This window comes from Pseudomonas sp. C9D1, assembly GCF_056491235.1.
Window position 1 is genome coordinate 784168 of sequence record NZ_JBSZIE010000001.1, and the last position, 16815, is coordinate 800982.

A 16815-nucleotide genomic window follows, 5' to 3' on the forward strand; every position below is an offset into this window, starting at 1 on the left:
AGGAGCCCTTCATGTCGTCCCCCCTTCTGCGCCCTGGCCTGCTGGCCCTGGCGATCGCCTTCGCCAGCGCCGGCCAGCCGCTCGTGGCCCTGGCCGAGTCCAGCACCAGCCAGGCTGCCGTGCGCAGCTATGACATCCCCGCCGGCCCGCTGGGCGAGACCCTGGCACGCATCTCCCGCGAGAGCGGTCGCACCCTCTCTGCCGACCCGGCGCTGGTCCACGGCAAGCGGGCACCGGCGGTGCGCGGGCAGTTCTCGGCCGAGCAGGCGATGCAGCAGGCGTTGGCAGGCAGCGGGCTGGCACTGATCGTCACGGGCGGCGGCACGCTGTCGCTGGTGCCCATGGCAAAGGGTGAGGGGCTGGAGCTGGGTGCAACGACCATCACCAGCTCGCTGCTGGGCGATACCACCGAGGGCACCGGTTCCTACACCACCGGCTCGACCCGCACCGCCACCAAGTTGCCGCTGTCCATCCGCGAGACGCCGCAATCGGTCAGCGTGATCACCAGCCAGCGCATCCGCGATCAGGAAATGGTCAGCCTGGAAGACGTGCTGACCCAGGCCCCCGGCGTGCTCTACAAGAAGAAGAGCAACTCCTCGGACGAGGAAGTGGGCATCTTTTCCCGCGGCATGAAGATCGAGAACTTCCAGGTCGACGGCATCCCCACGGTCTTCGAACCCTCCATGAGCAGCCAGTCCAACGACATGGCGGTGTATGACCGGGTCGAGATCGTGCGCGGCGCCACCGGCCTGCTCAGTGGCATCGGCCAGCCTTCCGCCACCATCAACATGGTGCGCAAGCGCCCGACCCGCGAGTTCGCCGCGTCGGTCCAGGGCAGCGCCGGCTCCTGGGACAACTACCGCACCGAGGTGGATGTCTCCGGCCCCATGAACGAGCAAGGCACCCTGCGCGGCCGCCTGGTGGGCGCCTACCAGACCGCCAACTCCTTCACCGACCGCCTCAGCACCGAGCGCCAGGTGGCCTATGGCGTGATCGAGGCGGACCTGAGCGAGCGCGACACCGTCAGCTTCGGCATCGACTACCAGGTGCGCAACTGCGACGCCTGCGGCTATTTCGGCTTCCCGGCCTTCTACAGCAATGGCCAGCGCACCGACTTCAAGCGCTCCTTCAACTCGGCTGCCGACTGGAGCTACGCGGATCGCCAGCGCACCTCGATCTTCGGTACCTACGAGCACCGCTTCGATAACGAGTGGATGGCCAAGGTCGCCGTCACCAACGTGCGTGACGACAACGACGTCGAGTACGGCTGGTTCAGCAGCAACGGCTACCCCAATCAGCAGACCGGTGCGGGCACCAGCCTGTATTTCGCCAAGTGGCCGAGCAAGCCCGAGCAGAACTCGGTGGATGCCTATGCCTCCGGTCCCTTCAACCTGTTCGGCCGCGAGCACGAGCTGGTGGTGGGCGCCAGCGCCATGCGTTACCGCAGCAACACCGGTGCCTACCCGCTGTGGGTGGATCGCAGCGGCAGCGGCTGGGACCCGACCATTCCCAACGTCTTCGAGTGGCGCGGCGACATCTCCAAGCCGCCGTTCAACCGCATCGGCGACCTGGAGTACAGCCAGCGCCAGTACGCGGCCTACAGCACGGCCCGCTTCAAGCTCACCGATGACCTGTCGCTGATCCTCGGCAGCCGCCTGAGCTACTTCAAGGTCGACCAGACGTCCGCCTATTACGGCTACGACCCGACCTCCCTGAAGAAGCGCGAGAACGGCGAGCTCACGCCATACGCCGGTATCGTCTACGACCTGGACGACAACCACTCGGTCTACGCCAGCTACACCAGCATCTACAAACCGCAGTCGAGCAGGACCGTCGAAGGGAAATTCATGGATCCCACCGAAGGCGACAGCTACGAAGTGGGGGCGAAGGGCGAGTACTACGACGGCCGGCTCAACCTCACCGCTGCGCTGTTCGAGTCCAAGCTGAGCAACTACGCGGTCGGCACCGGGCTGTACGACGCCTTCGACAACGAGCTGGTGCGCCCCGCGAACATCAAGATCAAAGGCCTGGAGCTCGAAGTCGCCGGTGAACTCATGCCGGGCTGGCAAGTGCAGGCGGCCTACAGCCACGTGAACACCTACTACCCGCAAGGCGTCGATGTGAACGTCGGTTTCCCACGGAACAACGTCAAGCTCTTCACCACCTACGACCTGACGGGGGACCTGAACCGTCTCACCCTCGGCGGCGGCGTGCGTTGGGAAAGCGCGACCCGCTACGGCAATACCCAGGTGATCCCCGGCACCACCCTGCAAGCCAAGCAGGGCAGCTACGCCCTGGTGGACCTGCTGGCGCGCTACCGCTTCGACGAGCATTTCACCGGCACGCTCAACGTCAACAACCTGTTCGACAAGGAGTACTACGCCAGCACCAGCGTCTACAGCGACCTCTACGGCGAGCCGCGCAGCCTGACCGCTTCGTTGCGCTGGGAATATTGATCGCAGCCGACCGGGTCCCGGGCTGAAGCCCGGGCTACGGCGTGACGCTGTGTGTAGGGGGAGGTCGCTCCTTACCTTCACCAGCGGTGTTACCTGTGAGTACGCTTGGTGGACGGGTGAAGCGTCGTCCACCCTACTGCTGGCGCGCGCGGAGTTGGTCGGTGTGTAGGGTGGATGACGCTCTTTTCATCCACCATCGGTGTTGCCTACGAGCACGAAATGGTGGACGGGTGAAGCGTCGTTCACCCTACTGCTGGCGCGCGCGGAGTTGGTCGGTGGGTAGGGTGGATGACGCTTTTTTCATCCACCAGCGGTGCTGCCGGCGCGCACCGGTAGGGTGGGCCGGGCGGCGCTCCGCTTCAGCCCACCGATTGCCGATGGCGCGTCCTCAGAGCCCCTTGATCTGCTTGTAGTCCAGCTCGGCCGTGTGGCCGGCGCCGAGGTCGAGCAGCACGTAGAACTCGCCATCCGGGCGGGGGAAGGTGAAGCGCGAGTCCGCGCCGAGCTTGCCGGCAACCAGGACCTTTTCGTCGTAGCCGATCACGTCCAGGGTCACGTCCGGGGCGGCGCTGCCGTTGGAGAGGCCGCCGGTGCAGCGGATCTGCCCTTCGGCGATGGCTTCGCACTCGACGAAGGCGTTGTGGGCGAAGGCGGCGGGGGTGGCGAGCAGCAGGGCGCTCGCCAGCAGGGTGGGGAAAAGGGGCTTCACAGCGTGTCTCCATTGCGGGCCAGCCATTCGATCATCGACGGCGAGACTTCCTTCAGGGGGATGGACGCCTGGTGCACGCTGCCGTCCCAGCCTTCCACGGTCAGCCACAGGGCGTCGTCGGCGGTGGTGCCCGGCGGGATGCGCACTTCGGCGAACAGCCGGTAGGGGCTGCCGGACAGCAGCGAGCCGGCGGCGCGCAGGCTGCGTGGCTTGCCGATGCGCAGGTAGGCGGCCTTCACCTGGCCGATGCACTCGGCGCAGAAGGCCAGGGTGATCTCTTTCATGTAGCCGGCCTTGCCGTCGCGTTGCGGCTCGTGCAGCTCCCATTCGGCGATGCGTGCGCTCCAGGGGCCGACCGGGTATTCGCCGATCACCCGCTCGCCCAGGCCCTGCAGGCCACGGTCGAGGCTGACGTCATGGAAGTAGGCGGGCATGAAGCCCAGCGGGATCAGCACCAGCAGCGCGCTGAGGTGGAAGCGCCACTTGAGCCACAGGCGTTTGAAGCGGGATTCGGGAATCAGGGCTGCGTTGCTCATTCGGTCGCCTCCACGGCGGTGGCGGCGGGTGTCGGGCGGGGCTTGCGCTTGAGCGCCTTGGCGGTGGCGATCACCGTGCGCTTGCTCCAGATGAGCAGGCCGCTGAGCACCATCATGCTCAGCAGCAGGCCGAAGAAGAACCAGATCATCTTCACCCAGATGCCGCCGAAGTCGCCGGTGTGCAGCGGGCGCATGGACTCGGTGACGAACTCCAGGGGCGTGCGGTCGGCGAGCAGGCGCGACCCCACCAGCTCGCCCGTGTAGGGGTTGAGCTCGGCAGTCTGGAACATCAGCGGGTACCAGCCACGGCCGCCCACTTCCATCGGCGTGTAGGCGTCGGGGGCGAACATCACGAAGCTCACGTCGAAGCCGGGAATGGTCTCGGTGGCGGTGGCGACCGCCTGGTCCATGGTCACGCGCGGCACCGGCTGGCCGGGTTGCACCAGGGGGATCTGGTCACGCGGGATCAGGGTCGGCAGGCCCTCGCTGGAGATGGAAATGTGCGCGTCGGCGAGGATGGCGCGGATCAGGAACCACACGCCGGTGATGGAAATCACCGCGATGAACCAGATCGACCAGATGCCCGAGAGGCGGTGGAAGTCGCCCCAGAAGATGCGCGCGCCCTGGTTGAAGCGCAGGGTCGGCCGCAGGAAGCCGCGCCAGAAGCGCTTGTACACCACCAGCCCGGTGATCAGCGAGGCCAGCATCGGCAGGCCCAGCAGCGACACCAGGTACCAGCCCCAGCTGTAGCCGTTGGTGAAGGGCACCAGCCACCAGCCGTGCAGGGCACGGGTGAACTGACGGAAGTCGAACAGCGGGCTGCTGCCCTGGATCTGTCCGGTGTAGGGGTTCACGTACAGGGTCGCGGAGCGCGTGTCGGGGTAGGTCACCGATGCGGTCAGGGCGAAGTGGCTTTCCTCGGGCTTGGCCAGCCACTCCACATCGGCGGTGGGGTCCTGCTTCTCGATGGCGGCGAGTATCTGGTCGAAGCTCATCAGCTCGGCGTCATCCGAGGGCGCGGTGGCGCGCACGTCGGGGTTGGCGAGCCAGATGATCTCCTCGCTGAGCACTGCCAGGGTGCCGGTGATGCACACCAGGAACACGAAGAACCAGATGGGCAATGCCAGCCAGCTGTGGACCAGGAACCAGGTTTTCGAACGGGACTTCTTCGACATGGGCAACGATCTTGGTAGCGGAATCAGGGCCACCGGCCTCGGCCGGTCACGGGTTCGGTTACGCCCGACCAATGGAAAAGCACCCGCCGGCCCCAGTGAGCTGGCGGGTGAAAACCAAAGGAACGACATCTCGAAGTCGAGGGGGCGTTACATTCAGGACGGACGAGAGGGGCAAAACCCGCAACTGCAGATGCAAGAAAATGTTTCCGTCCGACTGGCGGTGGGTTAGGCGGCCGAACTCTCGCTTGCCTCCAGTTGCTCCAGCAACCACGCGCTGAAGCTGCGCGTCAGCGGGCTGAGCTCGCTGTCGCGGTGGATCAGCCAGGCCCACTTGGGGCCACGGATGGTCTGTTCCACCAGCGGTTGCAGGCGATTCTCGGCGCGGGCCTTCTGCGCCAGCAACTGGCTGACCAGGGCGATGCCGAGGCCGTCGCAGGCGGCGTCCAGCAGCAGGCCGGGGTCGGAGAAGTTGAGGCCGCTGCTCTGCTGGCCGACATCGATACCGGCTTCCAGCGCCCAGTGGCTCCAGTCCATTTCCCGTTCGCCGTGCAGGGTGGTGCGCTGCGCCGGCGGCGTGGCCAGCAGGGACGGGTGGCAGGCGGGGTAGAGGCGGTCGGCGTGGAGCACGCGGAAGCTGCATTCGGCCTGGGCGGTGATGTCGTCGCGCACGGCGATGTCGATGGTCTGGGTGGCCATCTCTGGCGGCTCGTCGGTGGTGAACAGCCACAGGTCCACTTCCGGGTGCTGCTGGCGGAAGCCGCCCAGGCGCGGCACCAGCCAGTGGCGGGCGAAGGCCGGGCTGGTGTTGACCACCAGCTGGTTGGGCTTGCGGTACTGCTCCAGCCGGCGGATGCCCACGGCCAGTTGCTGCAGCAGCGCCTGGGTGGTGCCGAGCAGGTCGTGCCCGGCATCGGTGAGGGCGACGCTGCGGCCGTTGCGGTGGAACAGCGGCTGTTCGAGGAAGCCTTCGAGGCTGCGGATCTGCTGGCTGATGGCCGATTGGGTGAGGTGCAGCTCCTCGGCGGCCTTGTGGAAGCTGCCGAGGCGGGCGGCGGCTTCGAAGCCGCGCAGGGCGTTCAGCGGGGGCCAGTGCTTGAGCATCTCTGATAAGCCTGTCTGATCATAAATGTGGAAAATCTATCGTTTGTTGCGCCGAATTCACAGGCCTAGCATGGCATCTATTACCGCAATCGCGGTTTTCAGTGATAACTAAAACTTAACTGAAGGCAATCGTCATGCAGCAGCAACACGCGCAGCAGAGCGGCTGGGTCATGCCCGCCGAATGGTCCCACCACGCCGCCACCTGGATGGTCTGGCCGCACAACCAGCCGTTGTGGGAAGCGGGCTGGGGCGTGACCCTGGCTGCGGTGCAGGAGGACTTCGCCCGTGTCGCCAATGCCATCGCCCGCTTCGAGCCGGTGAAGATGGTGGTGGACCCGAGCGCCGTGGAGCGTGCCCGCGCCCTCTGCGGCCCGGGCATCGAGCTGCTGCCCCTGGCGGTCAACGACAGCTGGTGCCGTGACTCCGGCCCCAGCTTCGTCTGCCACCCGCAACTGGGCGTGGCCGGCGTCAGCTGGCGCTTCAATGCCTGGGGCGGAAAATCGGCCCATGACCTCGACGAGGGCCTGGCCCGCCGCGTGCTCAATGGCCTGGGGCTGGACTGCTTCGGCACCGCACTGAGCAACGAGGGCGGCGCCATCCATGTCGACGGCGACGGCACCCTGATCACCACCGAGTCGGTGCTGCTCAATGCCAACCGCAACGCAGGCATCAGCAAGGCCGAGGTGGAGGAGATCTTCGCCCGCCTGCTGGGGGTGAAGAAGACCATCTGGCTGCCGGGCGACCCGGACCACGTCACCGGCGACATGACCGACGGCCACGTCGACGGCGTCTGCGCCTTCGCCCGCCCCGGTGCGCTGCTGGTGGATGCGACCCGTGACGTCTCCTCGGTCTACGCCCAGGTGGCGCGGGAGAACCGCCGTGCCCTGGAGCTGGCCACCGACGCCCGTGGCCGCCATTTCGAGATGCTCGAACTGTTCGAGGCCAGCGACGCGGTGGACACCGAGGCCGAGGTGTTCTGCGCCTCCTACACCAACTTCTACATCGCCAACGGCGCCATCATCATGCCGGCCTATGGCATCGACGCCGACGACGAGGCCGCCGCCACCCTGCGCCTGGCCTTCCCCGGCCGCGAAGTGGTGCCGGTGCGCATCAACCAGCTGGCCCACGGCGGCGGCGGGGTGCACTGCATCACCCAGCAGCAGCCGGCCTGGCCGCTGAAGGGGGTGTGAGATGGCCAAGCTGACCGTCGCCACCACCCAGATGGCCTGCAGTTGGAACCTCGCACGCAACCTCGACCAGGCCGAGCGCCTGGTCCGTGAGGCGGCTGCCCGGGGTGCCCAGGTGATCCTGCTGCAGGAGCTGTTCGCCACCCCCTATTTCTGCATCGAGCAGAACCACCGCCACCTGGCGCTGGCCGAGGAATACGCCCAGAGCCAGGTGCTGGCGCGCTTCGCCGACCTCGCCGGGGAGCTGGGCGTGGTGTTGCCGCTGAGCTGGTTCGAGCGCGCCGGCAACGCCTTCTTCAACTCCCTGGCCATGGCCGACGCCGATGGCCGCCTGCTGGGCGTGTACCGCAAGACCCACATCCCCAACGCCATCGGCTACCAGGAGAAGGACTACTTCAGCCCGGGCGACACCGGCTTCCGCGTCTGGGACACCGCCCGCGGCCGCCTCGGCGTGGGTATATGCTGGGATCAGTGGTTCCCCGAGACCGCGCGCTGCCTGGCCTTGCAGGGTGCCGAGGTGCTGTTGTTCCCCACTGCCATCGGCTCCGAGCCCGGCGCCCAGGGCCTGGATTCCCGCGACCACTGGCAGATGACCATGCGCGGCCACGCCGCCGCCAACATCCTCCCGGTGGTGGCGGCCAACCGCGTCGGCCGCGAGGTGGCGACCACCGACCCGGAGCTGCAGATGAGCTTCTACGGCTCCTCCTTCATCTGCGACCACAAGGGCAAGTTGCTGGCCGAGGCCGACCGCGAGGGCACCACGGTGCTGCTGCAGGAGCTGGACCTCGACGCCATGGCCGAGGAACGCCTGGCCTGGGGCATCTACCGCGACCGCCGCCCGGAGATGTACGGCCCGATGCTCGGCCTCGACGGCCAGCGCACTCACGTCACCTGGCAGAACACCCGAGGAGCCTAAGCATGCGTGCCTTCCGATCGCTGTTGGTCACCGTCGCCGCCCTGGCCTGCCTGGCCGGCAGCGCCCAGGCGGAGGAGAAGATCCTGCGCCTGTACAACTGGGCGGATTACTTCGCCGAGGACACCCTCAGCCGCTTCACCGCCGAGACCGGCATCCAGGTCGTCTATGACGTGATGGATGGCAGCGAAACCCTGGAAGCCAAGCTGATGGCCGGCAACAGCGGCTACGACCTGGTCTTCCCCGGCGACACCGTGGCCGAGCGGCTGATGCGTGCCGGCGCCCTGCAGAAGCTCGACGCGAGCAAGCTCACCGGCCTGGATGACATCGAGCCCGGCCTCAAGCGCCTGCAGACCCGCTACCCCTACTCGCGCCACGCCGTGGTGCCCTACACCTGGGGCACCATCGGCATCACCTACAACGCCGCGATGATCGCCCAGCGCCAGGCCGACGCGCCGGTGAACAGCCTCGACCTGCTGTTCAAGCCGGAGCTGGCCGCGCGCTTCGCCGACTGCGGCATCTCGGTGATCGACTCGCCCGACGAGGTGCTCGCGGTGGTGCTCAACTACCTGGGCCGCGACCCGCGTAGCGCCAAGGCCGAGGACCTGGCGGCGGCCACCGCGCTGCTCAGCGCGATCAAGCCCTACATCCGCAAGTTCCAGTCGCAGCCGGTCACCGACCTGGTCAACGGCAACCTCTGCCTGTCCCTGGGCTACAGCGGCGACGTCACCCAGTCGCAACGCGCGGCGGCGGCAGCGGGCAAACCGGTGGACTTCCAGTACCGCATCCCCCGTGAGGGCACCACGGTGTGGATGGACACCATGGCCATCCCCGTCGATGCGCGGAACCCGGAATACGCCTATGCCTTCATCAACTTCGTGATGCGCCCGGAGAACATGGCCGCCATCAGCAACTTCACCGGCTACCCCACTTCCAGCGCCAAGGCGCGGCCAATGGTGGACGCCGACATGCGCGGCAACCCGGACATCTACGTCGACGATGCCACCTATGCCCGGCTGATCCCCGGGCGCGACATCCCCCAGCGCGACATGCGTGCCCGCATGCGTGCCTGGACCAAGTTCAAGACCTCCACCCACTGAAATGACCGCCGGCGCCCCTGCGCCCTGGAGAACTGCCATGCCTTCGCGTCGTGACTTCATCAAGCACCTCACCGCCGTCGCCGGCCTCGGCGCGGTCGCCAGCCTCGGGCTCGGCATCTCGCCCGCCCGGGCCCAGGCCGCCTTGCGTGGCGGCGCCTGGCGCATGCCGGACGAGAACGGCGTGCACGCCTGCAGCTACGTCAGCTTCGGCGCCCAGGCGGCGATCTGGGAGGACTTCACCGCCGACGTGCAGGACTGCATCGGCCTGATCGCCCGCACCATCGCCACCTACGAGCCGGTGGTGGTGCTGCATCGCCCCGGCCAGCTGAGCCTGGCCAAGCAGAAGTGCGGCACGCGCAACACCCGCTTCGTCGAGATGCCCCTGGACGACGTGTGGATGCGCGACATCGGCGGCACCTTCGTGGTGGACGGGCAGGGCGGCCTCGGCCTGGTGGACTTCAACTTCAACGGCTGGGGCAACAAGCAGCAGCACAGCAAGGATGGCGAGGTGGCCGGGGAGGTCAGCTACGACGCCGACGCCAGCTACATCGCCAGCCAGCTCACCGGCGAAGGCGGTGGCATCGAGGTGGACGGCGCCGGCACCGGCATCATGACCGAGAGCTGCTGGATCAACAGCAACCGCAACCCCGGCATGAGCAAGGCCCAAGTAGAAGCCGAACTGATGAGCAACCTCGGCCTGCGCAAGATCATCTGGCTGCCAGGTATCAAGAACAAGGACATCACCGATGCCCACGTCGACTTCTATGCGCGTTTCGTCAAGCCCGGCGTGGTGGTCGCCAACCTCGACAACGATCCGCAGTCCTACGACTACGCGGTGACCCGCAAGCACCTGGAAATCCTCAACAAGGCCACCGACGCCGACGGCCGCAAGCTGCAGGTGCACACGCTGCCGCCGCCCCGCACCCTGCGCAACAACCGCTTCACCCGCAACAACCCGGACTTCGCCCCCGGCTACATCAACTACTTCCCGGTCAACGGCGCGGTGATCGCCCCGCAGTTCGGCGACGCCAGCGCCGACGCCTTCTGCCGCGACCTGCTCACCCGGCTCTACCCCGGGCGCAAGGTGGTGCAGATCAACATCGACGCGGTTGCCGCCGGCGGTGGCGGCATCCACTGCGTCACCTGCCATCAGCCGAAGGTGTAGATCGGCGGTCCCGGTCTTGAAGGGGGCCCGGTTTGTAGGGTGGATGACGCTCTTCTCATCCACCAGCGGTGCTACTTGTGGCACCGGGCAGGGGCAGCCCTGCGGGCTGCTTGGCGACTGAAGTCGCCCCTACGGGGCGGGTGCAAGGCCGGTGATGGGTTTCGCTGCGCTCTACGCCATCCTACGGTTCGTATGCGGGGCCTGTTGGGGCGAATGCATGCGCCCGCTTTTCCACCCGGTTCGCGTCACACCCGCTCCATTTGTTTACGTGCGAAAAGTTGACACATGGACATGTAAACAAACACGACATAGCGTGACGCCCCAGATGCTGAATCAACTTCTGGGGAGCCCGGACATGTTGTCGATCGAACTGATTGTGGAAAACCTCGCCAGCAGCGCCCTGGTGCTGGGCTGCATGCTGGGCCTCGCCTGGTTGGCCTACGGCCCGGCTGAGCGAGGCTTGCGCGGCTGAGGCGTGCGTCAGGCCAGGTCGGAAGGCGAGCGGCGGACGAACTTGATCTTGTGGGTGAAGGTCGGCTTGCGCGTCACGCTGATGGCCCGGCGGGTCACCGCGTCGAGGGTGATGTTCCAGTAGCCGGTGCTGGGCACGGTGATGCGTGCCGGGAACTTGTCGAAGGCCCCACCGTGGTAGGTGTGGCGGCCACCGTTCTTGAAGCTGCGAAAGTTCGCATCGTTCATCAGGCGGATGTTGCAGACCTGCGAACACTCGATGACCACGATGTCGCCTTCGTTGAGGTGTTCGCGCTGGTGGATGAACTTCATGTACCGCTCCGGAGCTGGTAAAGCGAAAGGCGCAACGATATCACGCCACCCCCCTGGCCCGCTCGGACCGCAAGGCCGGGTGGCGTGCGTGCCGACGGGCTGCGTCAGGCGTTCAACAGCACCAGGGCCGCCAGTGGGTAGTGCCTGTCGTCATGGCTGCGCAGGTTCGGAGCGGTGGCCGGCGCCACCCAGGCCAGGGCACCGAAGTGCTTACCCTGCAACCAGTCGATGAAGGCCAGTTGTTCTTCTGCCGACGCCTGCGCGCCCTGGCGATAGGGGATGGCGAAAACCGCACCGACCTTGTGACCCTCGATATCCGCCGAGCGCGCATCGGCTGTCGCCCGTGCGCAACGGTCCGCCAGCACTGTGCCCGCAGCGGCCAGGTCGGTGATCTCCAAGTAGGCCACCTTGGCTTCGATGCAGAAGCCGTGCTCGTCGTTGGCGATGTAGAGGTCGTTGCGCCCCGCGCCGTACTCGGCTTCGTCACCGATCCTGCCCACCTGGTATTCCTCCAGGGCGGTCCAGCCCGCGCGCCAGGCCGCACCGCACAGCACGCTGACGTTGGATTGCTCGTTGTACCAGTAGGGCAGGTCCTCGCCGCCCCAGACCCCGACGTACTGCCTTACGCATTCGGTCCAGGTACGGAGTACCGGCTCCAGGGGCTGCAGCGGCAGGCTTTCGATGATCACGCTCATGACAATTCCCTTTGTTCCTGGTGATGGCGACGCTGGAGGTGGTGCCGGGCTATGACGGGGCATCACTGCTGGCGGCGTTACTTTACCGGTAACCGGACTAACGGATAATGTCGCAATGATGGCTCTCCAGGCAGTCTGACGCTCCTTTGCATTCGTGAGCGACGTCAGTGGGCGCTCTATCTCCGGGCTTTACGGGGTGGCGAGTGCCTGGCGGGCGTTGTCGATGCCCACGGGAAACGTGGGCTTCAAGGACCTGAAGGAGACGTTGTATGTCGTTGGTCGAGTTTTACCGGCAGAAGAATTTCAGCAGCTGCAGCCGCATCCACCTGGCCCCGGGAATTCCCCCCAAGCTGCTGAGCAACGCCATGGAGGCGTTCAAGTTCAAGGGGGATGCGCGTGAGATCGTGGCCCTGATCGACAACACCATGTTCGGCAGCGGCAAGGATGGCTGCCTGATCTGCAGCGACCGCATTCTCTTCCGCGAGCCCTTCGCGGAGCCCACCGAATACCTGTTCATCGAGATCAGGCAGATCCAGTCCCATGACCAGCGCGCCTTCATCAATGGCCGCGACGTGATGAAATTCAACATGCCCGACAAGCGTGACCTGACCGCTTGCTTCGAGGTGCTGGCCGAGTGGCTGGGCGGCCAGGCCGATGCGCCTGGCAAGCCGGTTGCCGCGCCGGTGGAGGCCGCGCCGAAGGCCACCGGGGAGCTGCCGGCCGAGCAGTTGGCGGTGCTGATCGGCTACGTGCGCGAGTGCGCCTTGCGCATCGAGTCCGACAAGGTCTTCGTGGCGCCGAACATTCCGCCGAAGAAGCTGCAGGCGGCCCTGGCGTCCTATGGCAACAGCATGACGGCGGACGAGGTGATCGTACTGGTCGACGACACCCTGTTCGGCGGCGCCAAGGAGGGGATGCTGATCGGCGACACGCGGATCGCCATGAAGATGATGATGGATTCGCCCCGCCTGTTCTTCTGGAAGTTCCTCACCGGCATCGCCATCAGCAAGCGCAAGGTCTTCGTCAACCAGCGCGAGATCGCCCAGTTGACCCAGCTCGGCGAGGCCGAACTGGGGGACTTCTTCGACACCATCAACGACTGCCTGCAGGACCTGCAGGGCCAGCTTGCCGATCAGCCCGCGCCGGTGGCCCAGGCGGTTGCGGCACCGGTGAGCGTGGCCGCGCCCGTCGCCGAGCAGCAGGTGCAGCTGTCCAGCGAGGTGGAGCAGAGCATGTCGGTGCCGGCAGTGCAGGCCCTGGCCGAGGCGCAGCCGGAGGTCGTGGCGGTGGACGCCAAGGGCAAGGATTCCAAGGCCAGCGAGAAGCTGTTCGGCTTCATCGCTAACGCCATCGAGCAGAACAAGTCGAAGATCATCCCGCTGCTCAAGGAGAAGACCGGCGAAGCCTCCCTCGCGGCCCTACGCAACGACGAGAACATCGAGAAGTTCGCGGTGTACCTCTATGCCTTCCTGCCGAGCGTGGTGCGCCTGGCGCTGAGGGAGCAGGTGTTCGTGCAGTTCATGATCAGCAACCGCGACAAGATCATCGACCGTGTCATCGGTCCGGAGCTGGAAGGCGAGCTGCTGGAGGCGCCGGAGCCGGTGAGCCCTGCACCGAGCAAGGGCCTGGCCAGCTTCGCCAAGCGCGCCGAGCCGGCCGTGGCGCATCGCCCGTCGCTGTTCCGCCGCAAGCTGGAGGAGGGGCAGCAATACCTTGAGCAGTTCGAGGCCCATGCCCGTGGCGCCAGCGCCCGGCAGCGCGATACCGAGGAGTTCCAGCAGGGGCTGGAGCAGTTCCACACCATCCAGTTCGGCATGGGTGTATTGACCGGTGCGATGCAGGTGCCGCGCTTCGTGGCCCGCGCCCAGCAGGCACCGCTGAGCGCCAACGAGCAGGCGGCCCTGGCCAGCGATGAAACCACCCTGTTGGGGCTGGGTTACGCCATCGCCTCCATGGGCCACATGCTGCGCGAGCAGGCCGGCTTCGACGAGGACCAGATCGCCGAGCTGTTCTACCCGCTGCTCAGCGCACTGATCGTCCCTTACGCCCAGCAGAACGTGGACGGTGGCCGCAAGACGCTGCGCAGCGTGGCCAAACCCATGGAGCAGATCGCCGAATCCGAGCTGATGAAGGACTTCCAGCTCAACTGCCGGCGCATGGGCATGAACATCGCCAACGGCGACCTGGAAGACCTCGCCGGCAACTTCACCTTCGCCATCTACCGGGCCGTGGAGTCGCAGTTCCCCAGCCAGGAGGAAGCCATCGGGCTGAACCGCAAGCTGGACGACTTCGCCCGTGAAGGCTTCGACGCGTACAGGCAGCAGATGGACGAGGCGCTGGAGGCGCTGCTGATCCGCTACATGGAAAGCCAGCAGGGCTGAACCGCGGTCCGGGGCGCCGATGCCAGGCGCTCCGGGGCTTGCCGGCGTTGCCGGATCAGTTGCCATATCCCTGAACCAAGTATTTGATTTATCCGATGTTTCCCCGCGTCCCCCTTGGCTAGAGTCGGCCGCATAACGACCAGAACAAGCCGAGACACCTATGGACGACCTGCTGCCTGCCTGCTGCGACACCCCGCCTGCCTGATCCAGCCCCGTGACCGTCACCCCGCGCCAACCCTGGCTGCGCCTTCACGTTCTGGATGAGGAATTTCCATGCATCAAACCCCGACTACCCAAGCCCCGCGCCCGAAGATCGAGGTGCGCTCCATCGACTACGTGCCGCGCAGCGAGCGCCACGGCAAGGTCTGGCACCAGGGGCCGTTCTGGTTCACTGGCAACTTCGTGCTCACCACCCTGGTCACCGGTTTCACCGGGCCGGCCCTGGGGTTGGGGGCGCTGCCCTCGATGCTGGCGATTCTGATTGGCGTGGCCATCGGCACCTTCTTCATGGCCTTCCACGCCAACCAGGGGCCGCGCATGGGCCTGCCGCAGATGATCCAGTCGCGGGCGCAGTTCGGCTTCCGGGGCGCGGTGGTGCCCTTCATCGCGGTGGTGGGGGTGTACATCGGCTTCAACGTGTTCAACGTCATCCTCGCCACCGATGCCATCAACACCGTGCTGCCCGGCGCGCGTACGCCCTGGTACCTGCTGCTGGTGGGCCTGGCGGTGCTGCTGGCGATCGTCGGGCACGACCTGCTGCACCGGGTGCAGCGCTGGCTGACCTGGCTGATGATCGCGGTGTTCGGCGTGCTGACCTTGCTCGCCATCCGCGAGCTGCGAGCCGATGCCGCGCTGGCCGCCGGGCCGTTTTCCTGGAGCGCCTTCCTGGTCCAGCTGTCGGCGGCGGCGGGTTACCAGATCAGCTACTCGGTGTATGTCTCCGATTACTCGCGCTACCTGCCGGAGAACACGCCGCCCGGCAAGGTGATCTTCTGGACCTACCTGGGCGCCGGCGGCTCGGCGCTGTGGCTGATGTCCCTCGGGGCCTTCCTCGCCTCGGCGCTGCCGGCGCCGGACGCCATCGGCAGCATCCGCGAGGTGGGCAACCGCCTGTTAGACGGCTTCGGCACCTTCGTCGTGCTGATCGCCGTGCCCTCGCTGGTGGGCATCATGGCGGTGAACTGCTACGGCGCCATGCTCACCAGCGTCAGCGCCATCGATGCCTTCACCAAGGTGAAGCCGACGCTGCGCCTGCGGGTGACCGGCATCCTGGTGATCGCGGCGATCATCCTCGCCGTGGCGCGGCTGATCCCCGAGAGCTACCTGGGCAGCTTCAACACCTTCGTGCTGCTGATGCTGTATTTCCTGGTGCCCTGGACGGCGGTCAACCTGGTGGACTTCTACCTGGTGCGACGCGGGCACTATGCCATCGGCGAGATCTTCAACCGCGATGGCCTCTATCGCGGCTGGTCGGTTGCCGGCCTCACCGCCTACGGGCTCGGCTTGCTGGCGATGGTGCCCTTCATGGCGCTGAGCTTCTGGACCGGTCCCTTCACGGCAGCCCTGGGTGGCGCGGATATCGCCTTCGCCGTGGGCCTGCCGGTGGCCGGCGTCAGCTACTGGCTGCTGAGCCGGCGCCTCGACCTCGCCGCCGAGCGCCAACTGGCCGAGGCGGATAAACAGCGCCTGGAGCCACAGGGAGAACAGCCATGAGCACGCAGAAGACAGTCACGGTGGCCTGCTGCCAGGTCGCCCCGCGCATCGGCGAGCTGGACTACAACCGCGCCCTGGTCGAGCGCGTGGTGCGCCAGGCGGCGCAGCGCGGTGCCCGGGTGGTGGTGCTGCCGGAGCTGGTGCAGAGCGGCTACCTGTTCCGCGACCGCGCTGAGGCGCAGGCCTTGGCCGAGACGCCGGACGGCCCCAGCCTGCGCCTGTGGATAAGCCTGGCCGCTGAGCTGGATATCGTGCTGGTGGCGGGCTTCTGTGAGCTGCGCGACGACGGCACGCTGGCCAACAGCGCGGCCCTGGTGGATGCCGGCGGCTTGCGCGCCCTGTACCGCAAGGCGCACCTGTGGGATGGCGAGAAGGCGATCTTCACTCCTGGTGACACCGCGCCGCCGGTGGTGAACACGGCCTTCGGGCGCATCGCGGTGATGATCTGCTACGACCTGGAGTTCCCCGAGTGGGTGCGCTTGCCTGCCCTGGCCGGCGCCGAGCTGCTCTGTGCCCCGGTCAACTGGCCCCGTGGCCCGCGCCCGGCGGGCGAGCGCCCCGCCGAAGTGGTGCGGGTACAGGCCAATGCGGCGGTGAACCGGATGACCATCGCCGCCTGTGACCGCCACGGCCACGAGCGTGGCGTGGATTGGGTCGAGGGCTCGGTGCTGGTGGACGCCGACGGTTATCCCCTGGCCGGGCCGGCGGACGAGGGCGGCGAGCAGTTGCTGCTGGCATCGCTGGACCTGGGTGCGGCGCGGGACAAGCGCATCAGTGGGCATAACGATGTGCAGGGTGATCGGCGGCCGGAGCTTTATGCCGGGGTGCTGGCTGTGCAGGGGAAGGCCCTGGGCTGAAGCCCAGGCTACAAGGTGACCGGCGTAGCCCAGGCTTCAGCCCG

The 16815-nt window shown here is 66.8% G+C and carries 14 protein-coding genes; 8 read left to right on the forward strand and 6 right to left on the reverse strand.

Annotated features, from left to right (window positions below; genetic code table 11):
• The first annotated feature begins 11 nt into the window (after nucleotides 1–11).
• On the forward strand, nucleotides 12–2456 hold the full coding sequence (locus ACXI0U_RS03670) for a TonB-dependent siderophore receptor (protein WP_479549776.1): 2445 nt from the start codon (nucleotides 12–14) through the stop codon (nucleotides 2454–2456).
• A 388-nt stretch (nucleotides 2457–2844) separates the two neighbouring features.
• Here the strand turns inward: ACXI0U_RS03670 and ACXI0U_RS03675 are convergent, their stop codons facing one another.
• The 4 genes from ACXI0U_RS03675 to ACXI0U_RS03690 form a co-directional block, all read right to left on the reverse strand.
• Nucleotides 2845–3165, reverse strand: coding sequence for a hypothetical protein (locus tag ACXI0U_RS03675; RefSeq protein ID WP_435634377.1), 321 nt, complete (start codon nucleotides 3163–3165; stop codon nucleotides 2845–2847).
• Nucleotides 3162–3701, reverse strand: a complete 540-nt coding sequence (locus ACXI0U_RS03680; RefSeq protein ID WP_265167827.1) for a thiamine pyrophosphate-binding protein — start codon at nucleotides 3699–3701, stop codon at nucleotides 3162–3164. Before ACXI0U_RS03680 ends, ACXI0U_RS03675 begins: the two co-directional genes overlap by 4 nt.
• Nucleotides 3698–4876 carry a PepSY-associated TM helix domain-containing protein gene (locus ACXI0U_RS03685; RefSeq protein ID WP_479549777.1) on the reverse strand — a complete coding sequence of 393 codons (1179 nt, stop codon included), beginning with the start codon at nucleotides 4874–4876 and terminating at the stop codon, nucleotides 3698–3700. Before ACXI0U_RS03685 ends, ACXI0U_RS03680 begins: the two co-directional genes overlap by 4 nt.
• Nucleotides 4877–5101: 225 nt before the next feature.
• Complete coding sequence (locus tag ACXI0U_RS03690; RefSeq protein WP_479549778.1) at nucleotides 5102–5977, reverse strand: LysR substrate-binding domain-containing protein; 876 nt, start codon at nucleotides 5975–5977, stop codon at nucleotides 5102–5104.
• Between the two features lie 134 nt (nucleotides 5978–6111).
• On the opposite strand from ACXI0U_RS03690, the gene ACXI0U_RS03695 reads away from it, so the two are divergent.
• From ACXI0U_RS03695 to ACXI0U_RS03710, 4 genes are read left to right on the forward strand one after another with little or no spacing between them, the layout of a single operon-like run.
• Nucleotides 6112–7167 (forward strand): agmatine deiminase family protein, encoded by a 1056-nt coding sequence (locus ACXI0U_RS03695; protein WP_479549779.1) that lies wholly within the window; start codon nucleotides 6112–6114, stop codon nucleotides 7165–7167.
• Between the two features lies 1 nt (nucleotide 7168).
• The gene (aguB, locus tag ACXI0U_RS03700; RefSeq protein WP_374980066.1) at nucleotides 7169–8080 is read left to right on the forward strand and encodes an N-carbamoylputrescine amidase; all 912 of its coding nucleotides are present in this window, start codon (nucleotides 7169–7171) and stop codon (nucleotides 8078–8080) included.
• Between the two features lie 2 nt (nucleotides 8081–8082).
• Entirely contained in the window at nucleotides 8083–9177 is a 1095-nt protein-coding gene (locus tag ACXI0U_RS03705) for an extracellular solute-binding protein (protein WP_374980067.1), read from the forward strand.
• A gap of 37 nt (nucleotides 9178–9214) precedes the next feature.
• Nucleotides 9215–10342, forward strand: a complete 1128-nt coding sequence (locus ACXI0U_RS03710; protein ID WP_021220701.1) for an agmatine deiminase family protein — start codon at nucleotides 9215–9217, stop codon at nucleotides 10340–10342.
• 480 nt (nucleotides 10343–10822) lie between these two features.
• On the opposite strand, the gene ACXI0U_RS03715 is transcribed toward ACXI0U_RS03710, so the two are convergent.
• A complete protein-coding gene (locus ACXI0U_RS03715) occupies nucleotides 10823–11125 on the reverse strand; it encodes a DUF1883 domain-containing protein (RefSeq protein ID WP_021220703.1) in 303 nt (100 codons plus the stop codon).
• Nucleotides 11126–11229: 104 nt separating this feature from the next.
• On the reverse strand, nucleotides 11230–11820 hold the full coding sequence (locus tag ACXI0U_RS03720) for a hypothetical protein (RefSeq protein ID WP_374980068.1): 591 nt from the start codon (nucleotides 11818–11820) through the stop codon (nucleotides 11230–11232).
• Nucleotides 11821–12089: 269 nt separating this feature from the next.
• Between ACXI0U_RS03720 and ACXI0U_RS03725 the strand changes: the two genes are divergently transcribed.
• The 3 genes from ACXI0U_RS03725 to ACXI0U_RS03735 all read left to right on the forward strand — a co-directional run bounded on the left by ACXI0U_RS03725 (nucleotide 12090) and on the right by ACXI0U_RS03735 (nucleotide 16771).
• Nucleotides 12090–14201: a hypothetical protein gene (locus ACXI0U_RS03725; protein WP_479549780.1), complete on the forward strand. Its 2112-nt coding sequence runs from the start codon at nucleotides 12090–12092 to the stop codon at nucleotides 14199–14201.
• Nucleotides 14202–14474: 273 nt separating this feature from the next.
• On the forward strand, nucleotides 14475–15914 hold the full coding sequence (locus ACXI0U_RS03730; protein WP_479549781.1) for a purine-cytosine permease family protein: 1440 nt from the start codon (nucleotides 14475–14477) through the stop codon (nucleotides 15912–15914).
• Nucleotides 15911–16771: a nitrilase family protein gene (locus tag ACXI0U_RS03735; RefSeq protein WP_479549782.1), complete on the forward strand. Its 861-nt coding sequence runs from the start codon at nucleotides 15911–15913 to the stop codon at nucleotides 16769–16771. Before ACXI0U_RS03730 ends, ACXI0U_RS03735 begins: the two co-directional genes overlap by 4 nt.
• Nucleotides 16772–16815 lie beyond the last annotated feature (44 nt).

Excerpts from the sequence above, each read along its gene's own strand:
- ACXI0U_RS03670 (WP_479549776.1), top strand. The coding sequence starts at position 12 with ATGTCGTCCCCCCTTCTGCGCCCTGGCCTGCTGGCCCTGGCGATCGCC.
- ACXI0U_RS03680 (WP_265167827.1), bottom strand. The coding sequence starts at position 3,701 with ATGAGCAACGCAGCCCTGATTCCCGAATCCCGCTTCAAACGCCTGTGG.
- ACXI0U_RS03685 (WP_479549777.1), bottom strand. The coding sequence starts at position 4,876 with ATGTCGAAGAAGTCCCGTTCGAAAACCTGGTTCCTGGTCCACAGCTGG.
- ACXI0U_RS03690 (WP_479549778.1), bottom strand. The coding sequence starts at position 5,977 with ATGCTCAAGCACTGGCCCCCGCTGAACGCCCTGCGCGGCTTCGAAGCC.
- ACXI0U_RS03695 (WP_479549779.1), top strand. The coding sequence starts at position 6,112 with ATGCAGCAGCAACACGCGCAGCAGAGCGGCTGGGTCATGCCCGCCGAA.
- aguB (WP_374980066.1), top strand. The coding sequence starts at position 7,169 with ATGGCCAAGCTGACCGTCGCCACCACCCAGATGGCCTGCAGTTGGAAC.
- ACXI0U_RS03705 (WP_374980067.1), top strand. The coding sequence starts at position 8,083 with ATGCGTGCCTTCCGATCGCTGTTGGTCACCGTCGCCGCCCTGGCCTGC.
- ACXI0U_RS03710 (WP_021220701.1), top strand. The coding sequence starts at position 9,215 with ATGCCTTCGCGTCGTGACTTCATCAAGCACCTCACCGCCGTCGCCGGC.
- ACXI0U_RS03715 (WP_021220703.1), bottom strand. The coding sequence starts at position 11,125 with ATGAAGTTCATCCACCAGCGCGAACACCTCAACGAAGGCGACATCGTG.
- ACXI0U_RS03720 (WP_374980068.1), bottom strand. The coding sequence starts at position 11,820 with ATGAGCGTGATCATCGAAAGCCTGCCGCTGCAGCCCCTGGAGCCGGTA.
- ACXI0U_RS03725 (WP_479549780.1), top strand. The coding sequence starts at position 12,090 with ATGTCGTTGGTCGAGTTTTACCGGCAGAAGAATTTCAGCAGCTGCAGC.
- ACXI0U_RS03730 (WP_479549781.1), top strand. The coding sequence starts at position 14,475 with ATGCATCAAACCCCGACTACCCAAGCCCCGCGCCCGAAGATCGAGGTG.
- ACXI0U_RS03735 (WP_479549782.1), top strand. The coding sequence starts at position 15,911 with ATGAGCACGCAGAAGACAGTCACGGTGGCCTGCTGCCAGGTCGCCCCG.